Origin of the sequence: Achromobacter sp. HZ34 (assembly GCF_002209485.1) — a bacterium.
Lineage (GTDB): Bacteria > Pseudomonadota > Gammaproteobacteria > Burkholderiales > Burkholderiaceae_B > Bordetella_C.
Genome location: NZ_NJIX01000003.1, coordinates 114443 through 129414, shown reverse-complemented (window position 1 = coordinate 129414; position 14972 = coordinate 114443). Strand labels below are relative to the sequence as shown.

Below are 14972 nucleotides of genomic sequence, written 5' to 3'. Positions count from 1 at the left end.
TTACGCTCAGGCGCGGCCCGAGCACCACACTCATGATTCATTCTCTTGCGCCAGGTCATACGCATCGACGATGCGGGCGACCAGCGGATGGCGCACCACGTCACGGCTGGTGAAGCGGGTGGTGGCAATCCCCTGCACGTCCTTGAGCACGCCCACCGCGTGCGCCAGCCCGCTCTGCTGGCCGCGCGGCAGGTCGACCTGGGACGGGTCGCCGGTGATCACCGCCTTGCTGCCGAAGCCGATGCGCGTGAGGAACATCTTCATCTGTTCGGGCGTCGTGTTCTGCGCCTCGTCCAGGATGACGAAGGCGTGGTTCAGCGTGCGGCCGCGCATATAGGCCAGCGGGGCGATCTCGATGGTCTGCTTTTCGAACAGGCGCTGCACGCGTTCGAAGCCCATCAGGTCGTACAGCGCGTCATAGAGCGGCCGCAGATAGGGATCGACCTTCTGCGCCAGGTCGCCCGGCAGGAAGCCCAGGCGTTCACCGGCCTCCACCGCGGGCCGCGTCAGCACCAGCCGTTGCACCGTGTCGCGTTCCAGGGCGTCGATGGCGCACGCCACCGCCAGCCAAGTCTTGCCGGTGCCGGCGGGACCGACGCCGAAGGTGATGTCGTGCTTGAGGATGTTGTTCAGGTAGTCGCGCTGGCGCGGCGTGCGCGGGCGCAGGTCGCTGCGGCGGGTACGCAGGGAGATGGCGTTGCTTTCGTCATCCAGCTCCGGCAAGGCTTGCGGATCGAGCGCGCGCGGGTCGGCAGGGGGGTCGGCAGGGGCATCGGCGCGCGTTCGCGACACGCCGATCTCCACCAGGCCCAGCTGGATATCATCCACCGACAGCGGCTTGTGCACGGCCTGCTCGTGAAAGCGGCGCAGGGCGCGCGCCGCCATGTCGGCCTGCTCGCCTTCCAGGACGACGCGATTGCCACGGCGTTGCAGCTTGATGCCCAGGCCGTCGGCCAGTTGGCGCAGGTTCTCGTCCAGCGGGCCGCACAGATTGGCCAGATGGGTGTTGTCGCCGTCCAGCGTGACGGTGACGGGCAGGGCGCGGCGGGCGCCGCGGCTGCGGGGGGCGCTGCTCATCCTTGTTGTGCTCCTGCGGCGACGGCGCGCGCTTGCTCGATGCCCGCCACTTCGGCGCGCAGGGAATTGGTATAGGCCTGGGTGATGACCACGTCCACCATCTGCCCGATCAGGCGCGCCGATGCGGGGAAGTTGACGATGCGGTTGTTCTCGGTACGGCCCATCATTTCATTGGGATCGCGGCGCGACGGGCCTTCGACCAGTACGCGCTGCGTGGTACCGACCATGCCCTGGCTGATCGCCGCGGCCTGGTCGTTGATCAGGGCCTGCAGGCGTTGCAGCCGCTTCAGCTTCAGTTCCTGCGGCACGTCGTCCTGCAGGTCGGCGGCCGGGGTGCCCGGACGGCGCGAATAGACGAAGGAGAACGAGGTGTCGAAGCCGACGTCCTGGATCAGCTTCATGGTTTTCTCGAAATCGCTTTCCTCTTCGCCGGGGAAGCCGACAATGAAGTCGGACGACAGGGTCAGGCCGGGACGGGCTTCACGCAGGCGGCGCACGATGGACTTGAATTCCAGCGTGGTGTAGCCGCGCTTCATGGCGGCCAGCACGCGGTCGCTGCCGGCCTGCACCGGCAGATGCAGGAAGGACACCAGCTTGGGCAGGCGCCCATGGGCCTCGATCAGGCGCGCCGTCATTTCCTTCGGGTGCGAGGTGGTGTAGCGGATGCGCTCGATGCCGGGGATTTCGTGCACGTAGTCCAGCAACATGGCGAAATCGGCGATCTCGCCGCTGTCGCCCATGGCGCCCCGGTACGCGTTGACGTTCTGCCCCAGCAGGGTCACTTCCTTGACGCCCTGGTCGGCCAGGTCGGCGATCTCGACCAGCACGTCGTCGAACGGCCGCGAGACCTCTTCGCCCCGGGTGTAGGGCACCACACAGAAGCTGCAGTACTTGCTACAGCCTTCCATGATGGAGACGAAGGCGGTGGCGCCTTCGACACGGGGCGGCGGCAGGGCGTCGAACTTCTCGATGTCGGGAAAGCTGATGTCTACCTGGGACACGCCCACGGCCTGGCGCTGGCGGATCAGTTCCGGCAGGCGGTGCAGGGTCTGCGGGCCGAACACCACGTCCACATAGGGCGCGCGCTTGACGATGGCCTCGCCTTCCTGGCTGGCGACACAGCCACCCACGCCGATGACCAAGCCGGGCTTGGTCTTTTTCAGGTGCTGGACGCGGCCGAGGTCGGAAAAGACCTTCTCCTGGGCCTTTTCCCGCACCGAACAGGTGTTGAACAGGATGACGTCGGCGTCTTCGGGATTGTCGGTGAGTTCCAGGCCCTGGTCGGCGCGCAATACGTCGGCCATCTTCTCCGAGTCGTACTCGTTCATCTGGCAGCCGAAGGTGCGGATGAAGAGCTTGCGGGATTGCTGGGGATCCAGGGAGGGAGTCGAAGTGGTGGCCAGCGCTGCCGTAGCGGCAGTGGACGGCGCGGCGGCGGGTTCGCCCGCGCGCTTGAGGGAGATTTCTTGCATGATTCGAGGCCGTGACGGGTGTAGATCCCGGGGGCGCGGTAGGAGGAAAACACAGGATTTTACCTTGTGGCGCCACTTGTCTCCTGATTGTCGTGCGCCAGCGGGACGATTGCGGGCTATTATTCGCCGGGTCCGTCGGGTTATCGGTCGTAAGGTTGCCCGGGCCGCTCCGTATCCTGTCCTAGCCCTGGGTCTACTTCCCGATGAGCGAATTGCCTTCTTCGCCCACCAGTGTCGCTGCCACGCGCCGCGGTGCCGCCAGATTCGTGCCACCTGCCCGCTGGGTCGCCGTGCTGCTCGCGGGCGCCGTGGTGCTGGCCCTGCTGGCCACCTTCGTGGACCTGCCGCTGGCCATCTACATCCACAACAACATCTCCGCCGGCGTCGACGGTGCCTTCAATATGGTCGGCCAGTTGGGCGAGCGGGGCGAGAATTACGCCCTGGGTGCCTTGCTGGTCTATGCGTTCACGCTGTACGCCACGCGGCGCGGCTGGTCGGAACCCTGGCAGGGCGCCTATGACCGCCTGGGGCGCGGCGGCCTGCTGATGGTGGCCGTGCTGGCGGTGGGCGGTATCGTCACCGGCCTGCTGAAGCATCTGGTGGCGCGGGCCCGTCCCGAAATGTATTTCGAGCATGGCATCTACGGGCTGGGGCGGATGTTCGGCGGCAAGCATTACACGTCCTTTCCGTCCAGCCATACCTTGACCGCCTTCGGGGTTGCCGTCACGGTAGCCATGGTGTTTCCGCGCTGCCGTTGGCCCGCGCTGGCGCTGGCCACGCTGATCGCGGTCAGCCGCCTGGCCAATCTGGACCACTATGCGTCCGACGTCACCGGCGCCGCGCTCATCGCGTTGGTGACCGTGGTTTTCCTGGCGCCGTATTTCCTCGATCCCGCCCGCCAGTGGCCCAGGCGCCTGCCCTGGCACTGGTTCAATAAGCCGGCGTAGTCTTCGGCCGGATCATCCCGTGCCGGTTCATGGCGCCCGGCCAGGGGCGCCGTCGTGGGCCGGCGGGGCGGTCTTGAATACGCCGCGGATATTGGTCATTGCCAAGCCCAGCTGCAATGCGATGAGCGCGAAGGCGTCGTCATGCCAGCCCCAGGCGATCCATAGCGCGTTGCTCAGCAGAAATACCCAGAAGCCGACGTTGCGGGGGGCCTTCTTGCTGGACGCGACCAGCCAAGCCGCCGCCAGCGATGCGGCCATGGCGGGCCATTGCAGCAACTCCAGGATATCCATCGAGCCCTCTCCGTTTGCCCGCCGCGCGGTGTCGCCCGCAGTAGGCAAGCCGTGTTCCGGGGTGACGGTGGCCGACGTGCATGCGCTGGTGAGTGGCAAAGAACTGCTGCGCCATGTTGCTGGCTTCAGTCGTGCTCCTTGCTGAAGGAAGGACGTACAAGAAGAAGCCCGCAACAAATTCATTTGTTGCGGGCTGATTTCTTGAATGAAACGCCAGCTCGACAGGCTGGCGTTTTATTTGGGACGTAGGCCCGGCGATGGCCCGCTGCGGCGCTCGACCCGCGTCAGGCCACTTCGGCGTCGCCTTCCTTCTTGACCGGCTTGACCAGGTCTTCCCGCTTGACGCCGAACCACATGGCCAGCGCCGCGGCCACGAACACGGACGAGTAGATGCCGAACCAGATGCCGATGGTCAGCGCCATGGCAAAGTAGTGCAGGGTGGGGCCGCCGAAGAACAGCATGGACAGCACCATCATCTGGGTCGACCCGTGGGTGATGATGGTCCGCGAGATGGTCTGCGTGATGGCGCCGTTGATCACTTCCGACACGCTGGCCTTGCGCTGCTTGCGGAAGTTTTCACGGATCCGGTCCATGATCACGACGGATTCGTTCACCGAGTAGCCCAGCACCGCCAGCACGCCCGCCAGCACCGACAGCGAGAATTCCCACTGGAAGATGGCGAAGAAGCCCAGGATGATGACCACGTCGTGCAGGTTGGCGATGACGCCGGCCAGCGCGAACTTCCATTCGAAGCGTATGCCCAGGTAGATGACGATGCCCAGCACCACGAACAGCAGCGCCATCAGGCCGTTGTGGACCAGTTCCTGGCCGACCTGCGGCCCGACGAATTCGACCCGGCGCAGTTGCACCGACGCATCGGCTGCCTTCAGGGCGGACAGCACCGAATCGCTTTGCGCCGCTGAAGTCTGTCCCTGCGCCAGCGGCAGGCGGATCAGCACATCGCGCGACGTGCCGAAGTTCTGCACCTGGAAGTCGGCGTAGCCCAGCTTGCCGACGGCGCTGCGCACTTCGTCCAGCTTGGCGGTCTGGGCGTAATTGACTTCCATCACCGTGCCGCCGGTGAATTCGATGGACAGGTGGAAGCCGCGCGTGGCGATGAAAAACACCGCGGCCAGGAAGGTCACCAGACTGATGAGGTTCAGCACCAGGGCATGGCGCATGAACGGTATGGTGCGGTGGATCCGGAAAAATTCCATGATGAGCCTAGCGTTTGTTGTCTAGCTGTTAGGGTGCGGCGGTTGTCGAGCGGGATGAGGCCGGACGCCTCATTCGCTCTTCGGCTTCCAGACCTGGCCGATGGAGAGGCTGGCCAGCTTCTTCTTGCGGCCGTACCACAGGTTGGCCAGGGCGCGCACGCCCACCACCGACGAGAACATCGACGTCACGATGCCCAGGCAGTGCACCACCGCGAACCCGCGGATCGGGCCCGAACCGAAGGCCAGCAGTGCCAGGCCGACGATCAGCGTGGTCAGGTTGGAGTCCAGGATGGTGCCCCACGCGCGCTCGAAACCATGGTGTATGGCCTGTTGCGGCGAGGCGCCGTTACGCAGTTCTTCCCGTATCCGTTCGTTGATCAGCACGTTGGAGTCGATGGCCATGCCCAGCGTCAGCGCGATGGCCGCGATACCCGGCAGGGTCAGCGTGGCCTGCAGCATGGACAGCACCGCCAGCAGCAGCAGCACGTTCACGGCCAGGCCGATGGTGGAGAACACACCGAACAAGCGGTAGTACAGGATGATGAAGACGGCGATCGCGATGAAGCCCCACAGGGTGGAGTGGAAGCCCTTGGCGATATTGTCGGCGCCCAGGCTGGGACCGACGGTACGTTCTTCGATGATGGACATGGGCGCGGCCAGCGCGCCCGCGCGCAGCAGCAGGGCGGTGTCGGCGGCTTCCTCGGCGGACATGCTGCCGGAGATCTGCACCTGGCCACCGGCGATTTCACCGCGGATGACCGGCGCGGTGACCACTTCGCCCTTGCCGTTTTCAAACAGCAGGATGGCCATGCGCTTGCCGATGTTGTCGCGGGTGACGTCGCGGAAGATGCGTGCGCCCTTGCTGTCCAGCGTCAGGTGCACGGCGGCCTGCTGGGTCTGCTGGTCGCGGCCCGGTTGGGCGTCCTGCAGGTTTTCGCCGGTCAGGATGACCTGGCGGCGCACCAGCACGGGACGGCCGTCGCGTTCGTTATAGCGTTCCAGGCCGAAGGGCACGGTATTGGCGGCCAGCGCCGACTGCGAAGCCGGCGAGTCGTCCACCATGCGGATTTCCAGCGTGGCGGTACGGCCCAGCAGTTCTTTGGCCTTGGCCACGTCCTGCACGCCCGGCAACTGCACGACGATGCGGTCGGCGCCTTGCTGCTGGATCACCGGCTCGGACACGCCCAGTTCGTTGATCCGGTTATGCAGGGTGTTGATGTTCTGGCTGAGGGCGTTTTCCTGCACTCGCGTGATCGAGGCGGGGCTCAGCACGCCGCTCAACTGCGCCTTGCCGGCATCGTTGGCGTCGGTGAATTGCAGGTCCGGCAGGCGCTGGCGCAGCACGGGCACGGCCTTGTCGCGCGCATCGGCGCTGGCGAAGCTGACCAGCACCGACTGGCCGCTGCGTTCGACGTTGCCGACCGGCACGTTCTGGTCGCGCAGCGTGGTGCGCACGTCGCCCGCCAGCGAATCGTAGCGCGCGGTCAGCGCGCCCTGCATGTCGATCTGCAGCAGGAAATAAACGCCGCCACGCAGATCCAGGCCCAGGTACATGGGCTTGGGTTCGAAAAAGCCCAGGCCGTGCAACCAGGGCGGCGACGCGGGCAGCAGGTTCAGCGCCACGGTGTAGTGGGGATCGCCGGCGACGGTGTTCAGGCTCTTGTCGAGCAGGTCACGCGCCTGCAATTGCTGGTCGGTGTTCTGAAAACGGGCGCGGATGGTGCCCAGCGTGCCGTTCTGCTCGTAGAAGACGCCCTCGACCGGGATATTGGCGGAGGACAGGGTGCGTTCGACCGTGTCCAGCAGCGCCTGGTCGACCTTGACGGTGGCCTTGGCGGCGGAAATCTGCACCGCGGGCGATTCGCCGTAGAAATTCGGAAGCGTGTAGAGCAGGCCGATGACGACCGCGATCAGGACCGTCAGGTACTTCCAAAGGGGATAGCGGTTCATGGCCGTAACTCTGAGTCTGGACAAAAATTGCCGGGAAGATATGAAAGAAAGCCGCGCACGCGCTCCCGGCGCCGCGCGGCATGCCGGCCCATGCTCATCCATGCGAGCGGGCCGGCCTGGGTCTGACGCTTACAGGGCCTTGATGGTTCCCTTGGGCAGCACGGTCGAGACGGCGGTCTTCTGCACCACCACTTCCACCGGCTTGTCGGCCAGTTCGGCCACTTCCACCGTGATGTAGCTGTCGGTCACCTTGGAAACCTTGCCGAGCAAGCCGCCGGAGGTCACCACTTCGTCACCCTTGGCCAGGGCGGAAACCAGGTTGCGGTGTTCCTTCTGGCGCTTCATCTGAGGACGGATCATCAGGAAGTAGAGGACCACGAACATCAGGATGATGGGGGCCATGCCCAGCAGGGCGCCGCCTTCGGCGGGAGCGGCCTGGGCCACGACGACGCCGAGGTTATCGATGAGGGACATAAGATTCTCCTTGGTTGAGTCCGAACCGAATCCGGATCTGAGCAGGTTTTCGATCCAGATTTGCGGATCTTGGTATGTTTTTAGCCACCGTTGAGCGCGAGCCTGTTACAGGGCAGCCCGCTATTGTAGCGATGTTGTACGGCGCGGCCAGTCAAGCGTGTCCGGCGGGTCCGCCCGCGCTGGCGGGAAGCGCGGCGGCGACAGCCTCTAATCCACCCCGCGAGCCCGATCGGCGGCGAATTTTTCGCGCCAGGCCTGGAAGGTGCCGGCGGCGATGGCATCGCGCATTTCTTCCATCAGGTTCAGGTAGAAATGCAGGTTGTGCAGGGTATTCAGGCGCGCGCCGGTGATTTCCTTGGCGCGCTGCAGGTGGTGCAGGTAGGCGCGCGAGAACAGGCCGCAGGTATGGCAGCCGCAGGTCGGATCCAGCGGCCGGGTGTCGTCTCGATAGCGCGAATTGCGGATCTTGACGTCGCCGAAGCGGGTGAACAGCCAGCCGTTGCGGGCATTGCGCGTCGGCATGACGCAGTCGAACATGTCGATGCCGCGCGCCACCCCGTCCACCAGGTCTTCCGGCGTACCCACGCCCATCAGGTAGCGCGGCGCATCGACCGGCAGGCGCGGCGCCACGTGGGTGAGGATGCGCAGCATGTCCTCCTTGGGCTCGCCCACCGACAGGCCGCCGATGGCGTAGCCATGGAAACCGATGTCGACCAGGCCGGCCAGGGACTCGTCACGCAGGTTCTCGTACATGCCGCCCTGCACGATGCCGAACAGCGCGTTGGGATTTTCCAGCTTGTCGAAGGCATCGCGCGATCGGCGCGCCCAGCGCAGCGACATGCGCATGGACTTGGCCGCCTCTTCCTGGGTGGCGGCGCGGCCGTCGATTTCATAGGGCGTGCATTCGTCGAACACCATGGCGATGTCGGAGTTCAGCGCGCGCTGGATGGCCATCGATTCCTCGGGCGTCAGGAACAGCCGCGCGCCGTCGATCGGCGAGGCGAACTTGACGCCTTCCTCCGTGATCTTGCGCATGCCTTGCAGGCTGAACACCTGGAAGCCGCCCGAGTCCGTCAGGATGGGTTTGTCCCAGCCCATGAAGCCATGCAGGCCGCCATGCTTGCGCATGATGTCGTTGCCGGGGCGCAGCCACAGGTGGAAGGTATTGCCCAGCACGATCTGCGCACCGATTTCCTTCAGTTCGTGGGGCAGCATGGCCTTGACGCTGCCATAGGTGCCCACGGGCATGAAGATGGGGGTCTCGACCACACCGTGGTTCAAGGTGACGCGGCCACGGCGGGCCGCGCCGTCGGTGGCGAGAAGTTCGAAATTCAGTCCGTTCATGCTGCGGGGCCGGAGACGGCCGTATCAGGAGGCGCTGACGGGGCAGGCGCGGATAGGAAAGCCGCCAGGGGCGACTCGATGAGCATGGCGTCGCCGTAGCTGAAGAAGCGGTAGCGCTCGGCCACCGCATGGGCGTAGGCGCGGCGGATGGGCTCCATGCCGGCCAGCGCCGATATCATCATCAGGAGGGTCGACTGGGGCAGGTGGAAATTGGTGACCAGGCCGTCCAGCACCTGGAAACGGTAGCCGGGCGTGATGAACAGCTGGGTGTCGCCCTGCGCCGCGCGCAGCGGCTGGCGCGGGGTCTGCCCCTGCGCCTGGGCCTGGGCCGCGGCCGACTCCAGCGCGCGGGCACTGGTGGTGCCCACCGCGATGACCCGGCCGCCAGCGGCACGCGCCCGCGCCACGGCATCGGCGGTGGCCTGCGGCACCGTGTACCACTCGGCATGCATGACGTGATCGGACAGCTGTTCCACCTGCACCGGCTTGAAGGTGCCGGCGCCCACGTGCAGGGTGACGAAGGCGCGCGCCACGCCGGCGTCTTCCAGGCGCTGCATCATGGCGGTGTCGAAGTGCAGGCCGGCCGTGGGCGCGGCGACGGCGCCGGGCGCGCGGGCGTAGACCGTCTGGTAGCGTTCGTCGTCCTCGGTCTCGGCGGCGTGGGTGATGTAGGGCGGCAGCGGCGTCGCGCCATGCGCCTGCAGCAAGTCCAGCACGTCGCCGGGAAAACGCAGGTCGAACAGGGCGCCCTCGCGGCCCAGCACGGTGACGTCGAAACGGTCGGCCAGACGCAGCACGGTGCCGGGGCCGGGCGATTTGCTGGCCCGCACGTGCGCCAGGGCACGATCGGCTTCGACGATGCGCTCGACCAGCACTTCCACCTTGCCGCCGCTGGCCTTGTGGCCGGTCAGGCGCGCCTTGATGACGCGCGTGTCGTTGAAGACCAGCAGGTCGTGCGGACGCAGCATGGTGGCCAGGTCGGCGAACACGCGGTCGTGCAGGCGGCCCTGGGCATCCAGATGCAGCAGGCGGCTGCCGCCGCGCTCGGGGCTGGGGTGCTGGGCAATCAGCTCCGGCGGCAGGGCATAGTCGAAATCGGCGACGGTAAGGGGGGGCGACACTGCGTGATGGCGTAAATTTTTTGGAATCCGGTATTGTACGGCGCTGGCCGTGGAGCACCCGCCGGCCCGGCGCGGACGGGGCCGGCGTTCCCTGTATGCTCACGGTTTTACCGGAACAGGCCGAGGGCCTGTCGACACTGGAGAGCCTCGCCCTGGCGTCATTGCGAGCGGGCGAGCGAAGGTCAGGGCATGATCGAAACGATGGGCAAGCGCATTCGAACCTGGGGCGGACCGGTTCGGGTCGCAGGGAAAGCGGCGGCAGGTTTACTCACGCGGACGGTGAGGGCGGGGGCGGGCGCGGGTTTCAGCCTGCTGCTGGCCGGCGCCTCGATAACCGACGTCCACGCCCAGGGCCTGGCGCCAGCTTCGCAAAACGTGCTGCCGCGCGAGCTGGCCCAGACGTGGCGCGCCAGCAAGCTGCCGGATTCCTCCCTGTCGCTGGTGGTGCAGGAAATCGGCGGGCCGCGCCTGATCTCGATCAATGCCAAGGAACCGCGCAACCCGGCGTCGGTCATGAAGCTGGTCACCACCTGGGCCGGCCTGTCCGACCTGGGCCCCAACTACACCTGGCACACCGATCTGCTGGCCGAGCCGGGCGCCCGCATCGGGCCCGACGGTGTGCTGCCCGGTGCGCTGTATCTGCGCGGCGGCGGCGATCCTCTGTTGCTGATGCAGGACCTGTGGAGCCTGCTGCGCGACCTGCGCCTGCATGGCGTGCGGCAGATCAACGACCTGGTGATAGACCGGACTTTGTTCGGCAACGTGGCGGTGGATCCTGGCGCCTTCGACAGCGCCCCCGACCGTCCTTACAACGCCAATCCCGACGCCCTGATGGTGGGCTTCGGCGCCGTGCGCCTGCTGTTCACGCCCGATCCGGCGGCGCGCAAATGGAATGTCGTCATGGATCCGCCCCTGCCGGGGGTGAAGATCGCCGGCCAGCTGGAATGGAGCGATATCCGCTGCCCCGGCTCGCCGGAAATCAGCACGGACCCCGTCATTACCCAGCAGGGCGTGTCGCTGCGCATCGGCGGCAAGGTGGCGGGCTCCTGTGGCGAATTCGATGTCTATCGCCTGGCGTTGAGCCAACCGGAATTCGCCACGGAAGTCTTGCGCGTGCTGTGGCGCGAACTGGGCGGCACGTTCAGCGGCCGGGTGCGGGCGGGCATGGTGCCGCCCGACGCGGTGCCTTTGGCCACCCATGAGTCGCCTTCGCTCGGCGACATCATTCGCAAGATCAACAAGCGCAGCAACAACGTCATGGCCCGCACGCTGCTGCTGACCGTGGGCGCCGAAGGGGGCCGCCGTCCGTCCACCGTGGAAAGCAGCGGCGAAGTGGTCAAGCGCATCCTGGCCAGCCAGGGCCTGAACATGCCTGAACTGGTGGTGGACAACGGCGCCGGCCTGTCGCGCGTGGCGCGCGTGTCGGCCGACAGCCTGGCGTCGATGATGACGGTGGCTTGGAATTCGCCCTTCATGCCGGAATATATGTCTTCGCTGGCCATCGCCGGACTGGATGGCACCGTGCGGCGGCGCATGCGCGGCAAGGGCACGCAGGGCATGGCGCATCTGAAGACGGGCACCCTGAATGGCGTGCGGTCCATCGCGGGCTATGTGCTGGGGGCCAGCGGCAAACGCTATATCGTGGTGAGTCTGGTCAACCATCCCCAGGCCGAGTCGGTGCGCGCCTTCGACGATGCGCTGATCGCCTGGCTGGCGGATCGTTGACGAACCGTCTACGATGCGCCTGCCGCATCAATACCGGAGACCGCCATGCCCGTGCATGAAATACGCCACCCACTGATCCGCCACAAGCTGGGCATCATGCGCCGCGCCGACCTGAGCACCAAGAGCTTTCGGGAACTGGCGCAGGAAGTCGGGGCCTTGCTCACCTACGAGGCCTCCAAGGACCTGCCGCTGGAACCCTGCACGGTGCAGGGCTGGAACGGTCCCATCCAGGTGGAAAAGCTGGCCGGCAAGAAGATTACGGTGGTGCCCATCCTGCGCGCCGGCATCGGCATGCTGGATGGCGTACTCAGCCTGGTGCCGGGCGCCAAGGTAAGCGTGGTGGGCATTGCCCGCAACGAGGAGACCTTGCAGGCGCATACCTATCTGGAGCGGCTGGTGGGTGAGCTGGACCAGCGCACCGCCCTGATCATCGATCCCATGCTGGCCACCGGCGGCTCCATGGCGGCGACCATCGACCTGCTCAAGCAGGCCGGCTGTCGCGACATCCGCGCGCTGGTGCTGGTGGCGGCGCCCGCCGGCATCGCGCACATCGAAAAACTGCATCCCGACGTGCGTATCTACACTGCCGCCATCGACGAGCGGCTGAATGAGGATGGCTACATCATCCCCGGCCTGGGCGATGCCGGCGACCGCATCTTCGGCACCAAGCAGAAAGAAGAATAGGACCAGGCGGCAGGCACCTGCTCGATGGGCGCCAGGCCGTCGATGCCGTCGGCGCGCTGTCCGGCGCCGCGGCGTCACTTGCCATATCAATGATTGCCAAAGAAGAAGAGGGAAAATCCCCTGGGGATTTTCCCTCTTTCTGTATTTGCAGCCTGCCAGCCAGCTGCGGGCGAGGCGCGAGCGTTCCTGCAGCCGCTGCGCTTGCAACGAGGCTGCGGGCGGGGCTGCAGCCGTCCGACCTCAAGCCGTCGCGTCGGCGCTCGCCGACAGGTGCTGCCCGAACCAGTGCAGCTCGTCGCCCAGCCGCGCCACTTCTCCCACGAACAGCATGGCCGGCGCATGGACGCCATGCGCGCGCGCCAGGCGCGGCAGGTCTGCCAGCTGACCGGTCAGCACGCGTTGTTGCGGGCGGCTGCCGTTTTCCACCAGGGCGAAGGGCGTGAGCGGATCGCGGCCGTGCTGGATCAGCCGGCGCGCCAGGGCATCCAGCTGCCCCACGCCCATGTAGAAAGCCAGCGTCTGGGTGGCACCCGCCAGGGCCGGCCAATCCAGGGTATCGGCCTCGGTGCTGGAATGCGCCGTCACCAGGTGCACCGACTGCGCGTGGGCCCGATGCGTCAGGGGAATGCCGGCGTGGGCCGCACAGGCCAGCGCCGCGGTGATGCCGGGCACCACTTCATAGCGGATGTTGCGCGCCCGCAGGAATTGCAGTTCTTCACCACCCCGGCCGAAGATGAAAGCGTCGCCGCCTTTCAGCCGCACCACACGCCGGCCCAGCCGCGCGTTGTCCGCCATCAGCGCGTGGATGCGCGACTGCGTGGCATGGTGGTCTTCACCCTGGTGCTTGCCCACGTCGACCCGTTCGGCATCGCGGCGCGCCATGGCCAGGACTTCAGGGCTGACCAGGCGGTCGTGCAGGATGACGTCGGCCTCGTTCAGCGCACGCAGCGCGCGCAGCGTCAGCAGGCCGGGATCACCCGGGCCGGCGCCCACCAGCACCACGCTGCCGGCAGGCACGTGCTGCGGGGTGTCCAGTTCGGCCGTCAGCGCGGCTTCGGCGTCGGCGGGGCGGGCCTGGCGCAACAGCGCCGCCACCGGGCCGTCCAGCAGCCAGTCGTAGAAACGGCGCCGCGCGCCCAGGTCCGGCCGCGCGGCGCGGATGGCGGCGCGCTGGCGCGCGGCCAGTTGCGCCAGCGGGGCCAGGGCATGGTCGAACAGCGATTCGATGCGTTCGCGCAGCCGCCGCGCCAGCACGGGCGCCACGCCGGAAGACGAGATCGCCACGATGATGGGCGAGCGGTCGACGATGGACGGGACCTGGAAGGAGGACAACTCCGGATCGTCGACCACGTTACAGAACATCCGGCGTGCTTCGGCGCAGCGCGAAACGTCGGCGTTGACCGCGCGGTCGTCGGTGGCGGCCACCACCAGCCACACCGCTTCCAGCCATTGCTCCTGGAATTCCCCCGCCAGGTGCGCGATGCGGCCGCTATCGGCCAGCGCGGCCAGGTCCGCGGTCAGGCGCGGCGCGCCCACGCTGACCTGGGCGCCCGCTTCCAGCAGGGCCTGGGTCTTGCGGGCGGCAACGGCGCCGCCACCGACCACCAGGACCGGTCGCTGATTCAGGTCGGCGAATAGCGGGAACAGCTTCATGAGGGATTTCCGAGGGGGGGATTGCGATGCGGAATCGACGCGCGAATCGACGCCAGACCCGCAATTCTAGATTTGCCGCCCGCCGAGGCGAACGAACCAGGTGGAATTTCAATATTATTGAAATGTATAAAAAGCGCAAAAAATATAGGTGGAAGGAATAAAACTTCCGGCGGCCCACGCCGGTCAGAGGAAAAGCCGGACGGTGTAGTATCGGCCATTGATTGCCGCTCCATGAGGCAGCGGCGCACAGCATATAGCGGGGTTCCCACGGTGTTTTCTGATTCCAAGATTCTGGCGGCCGCCGCCCTGGCAATGTCCCTGGGCGCCGGCGCGGCGCAGGCGGGTGTGTGCGATGCGCCCTTCATGCACGACGGCGGCGTGGTCCAGCTGACCGGCAAGGGCAACCTGGCTCTGGGGGCGGACCTGGCGTTCAGCGAAGTCAGCAAGACCAATGGCGACAATTGCCGCGCCCGCGTCAATGGCGTAGCCACGTTTTCCTATGCCGGCCTGCCGCCGGGCAAGTCCAAGCTGGACTATTTGATGACGGTCAAGGCGGGCCAGGCAACCTTCGTCAAATATGAGAGCGCTGGCGAGAAGCCCAATAGCGAAGGCCAGTTCGACCTGCGCATGCTGGGGCTGTTCGCCTACGACGGCAAGCTTGCCGCGGGCCAGAAGCTGCCCGGTTCCAGCTTCCGCCTGCGCATCGGCAAGGAAGCGCCGGTGGGCGGCTCGCCCTCCACCACGGTGCATATCGGCCAGAAGACGGTAGGCAACAAGCAGGCGCTGGACACCGCGCTGGGCAAGGACACCTGCTTTCCGGTCAGCTACCAGCGCAATTCCGATCCCACCATGGCCACGTTCAAGAGCCTGACCATACCCATCCCCGGCATCAATTCCACGGTCACCGATTGGTATTGCCCGGCGAAGAACATGGTGATGAAGCAGGACATCGACCAGCAGGGCATCAAGTCGACAGTAGAGATCACCAAATTGAATTAGGTGAATCAGGGCAGGCGG

At 66.4% G+C, this 14972-nt stretch carries 13 protein-coding genes; 4 read left to right on the top strand and 9 right to left on the bottom strand.

Features of this window, described 5'->3' with window-relative positions:
• Positions 1-30: 30 nt before the first annotated feature.
• Together CEY05_RS12720 and miaB are read right to left on the bottom strand one after the other, a co-directional pair.
• Entirely contained in the window at positions 31-1077 is a 1047-nt protein-coding gene (locus CEY05_RS12720) for a PhoH family protein (protein WP_088598712.1), read from the bottom strand.
• Positions 1074-2549 (bottom strand): tRNA (N6-isopentenyl adenosine(37)-C2)-methylthiotransferase MiaB, encoded by a 1476-nt coding sequence (gene miaB / locus CEY05_RS12715; RefSeq protein WP_088598711.1) that lies wholly within the window; start codon positions 2547-2549, stop codon positions 1074-1076. Before miaB ends, CEY05_RS12720 begins: the two co-directional genes overlap by 4 nt.
• Before the next feature lie 203 nt (positions 2550-2752).
• On the opposite strand from miaB, the gene CEY05_RS12710 reads away from it, so the two are divergent.
• On the top strand, positions 2753-3496 hold the full coding sequence (locus CEY05_RS12710; RefSeq protein ID WP_088598710.1) for a phosphatase PAP2 family protein: 744 nt from the start codon (positions 2753-2755) through the stop codon (positions 3494-3496).
• A gap of 27 nt (positions 3497-3523) precedes the next feature.
• On the opposite strand, the gene CEY05_RS12705 is transcribed toward CEY05_RS12710, so the two are convergent.
• From CEY05_RS12705 to queA, 6 genes are all read right to left on the bottom strand, one after another.
• Complete coding sequence (locus CEY05_RS12705; protein ID WP_088598709.1) at positions 3524-3787, bottom strand: hypothetical protein; 264 nt, start codon at positions 3785-3787, stop codon at positions 3524-3526.
• A 284-nt stretch (positions 3788-4071) separates the two neighbouring features.
• A complete protein-coding gene (secF, locus tag CEY05_RS12700) occupies positions 4072-5004 on the bottom strand; it encodes a protein translocase subunit SecF (protein ID WP_088598708.1) in 933 nt (310 codons plus the stop codon).
• Between the two features lie 69 nt (positions 5005-5073).
• On the bottom strand, positions 5074-6954 hold the full coding sequence (gene secD, locus CEY05_RS12695) for a protein translocase subunit SecD (protein ID WP_088598707.1): 1881 nt from the start codon (positions 6952-6954) through the stop codon (positions 5074-5076).
• Positions 6955-7083: 129 nt separating this feature from the next.
• Entirely contained in the window at positions 7084-7428 is a 345-nt protein-coding gene (gene yajC, locus CEY05_RS12690) for a preprotein translocase subunit YajC (protein ID WP_088598706.1), read from the bottom strand.
• A gap of 207 nt (positions 7429-7635) precedes the next feature.
• Positions 7636-8772, bottom strand: a complete 1137-nt coding sequence (gene tgt / locus CEY05_RS12685; protein WP_088598705.1) for a tRNA guanosine(34) transglycosylase Tgt — start codon at positions 8770-8772, stop codon at positions 7636-7638.
• Positions 8769-9893 (bottom strand): tRNA preQ1(34) S-adenosylmethionine ribosyltransferase-isomerase QueA, encoded by a 1125-nt coding sequence (gene queA, locus CEY05_RS12680; RefSeq protein WP_088598704.1) that lies wholly within the window; start codon positions 9891-9893, stop codon positions 8769-8771. Before queA ends, tgt begins: the two co-directional genes overlap by 4 nt.
• Positions 9894-10082: 189 nt before the next feature.
• Here queA and dacB point away from each other — a divergent pair, with 189 nt between their 5' ends.
• Together dacB and upp are read left to right on the top strand one after the other, a co-directional pair.
• Positions 10083-11618, top strand: coding sequence for a D-alanyl-D-alanine carboxypeptidase/D-alanyl-D-alanine-endopeptidase (gene dacB, locus CEY05_RS12675; RefSeq protein WP_233161503.1), 1536 nt, complete (start codon positions 10083-10085; stop codon positions 11616-11618).
• A 45-nt stretch (positions 11619-11663) separates the two neighbouring features.
• Positions 11664-12302 carry a uracil phosphoribosyltransferase gene (gene upp, locus CEY05_RS12670; protein ID WP_088598703.1) on the top strand — a complete coding sequence of 213 codons (639 nt, stop codon included), beginning with the start codon at positions 11664-11666 and terminating at the stop codon, positions 12300-12302.
• 240 nt (positions 12303-12542) lie between these two features.
• Here the strand turns inward: upp and cysG are convergent, their stop codons facing one another.
• On the bottom strand, positions 12543-13955 hold the full coding sequence (gene cysG / locus CEY05_RS12665; RefSeq protein ID WP_088598702.1) for a siroheme synthase CysG: 1413 nt from the start codon (positions 13953-13955) through the stop codon (positions 12543-12545).
• A gap of 312 nt (positions 13956-14267) precedes the next feature.
• Here cysG and CEY05_RS12660 point away from each other — a divergent pair, with 312 nt between their 5' ends.
• Positions 14268-14954 (top strand): hypothetical protein, encoded by a 687-nt coding sequence (locus CEY05_RS12660; RefSeq protein ID WP_088599190.1) that lies wholly within the window; start codon positions 14268-14270, stop codon positions 14952-14954.
• Positions 14955-14972: the final 18 nt, after the last annotated feature.